Genomic DNA, 297 nt, shown 5'->3' on the forward strand with positions numbered 1-297 from the left:
CCGGTGCGCGGCGAGCGCGTCGAGGAACGCGTTGGCGGCCGCGTAGTTCGCCTGCCCCGCCGTGCCGAGCAGACCGGAAACCGAGGAGAACACCACGAATTCGGTGAGGTCGCCGGCCAGCTCGTGCAGGTTCCAGGCCGCGTCGACCTTGGCGCGCAGGACGTCGTCGAGCTGCCGGGCGGTGAGTGTCTCGATCGGACCGTCGGCGAGCACACCGGCGGCGTGCACGACCGCGGTGACCGGGTGCTCGGCCAGCAACGCGGCCACGGCGTCGCGGTCGGCGACGTCGCAGGCGGC

The 297-nt window shown here is 73.7% G+C and carries 1 protein-coding gene; it reads right to left on the reverse strand.

Features of this window, described 5'->3' with window-relative positions:
* Positions 1-297: ketoreductase domain-containing protein (locus G3I65_RS04200; protein WP_160694914.1), on the reverse strand; the 297-nt coding region annotated here is incomplete at both ends.

The sequence above is a fragment of the Amycolatopsis sp. SID8362 genome (assembly GCF_010550475.1).
Taxonomy (GTDB): domain Bacteria; phylum Actinomycetota; class Actinomycetes; order Mycobacteriales; family Pseudonocardiaceae; genus Amycolatopsis; species Amycolatopsis eburnea.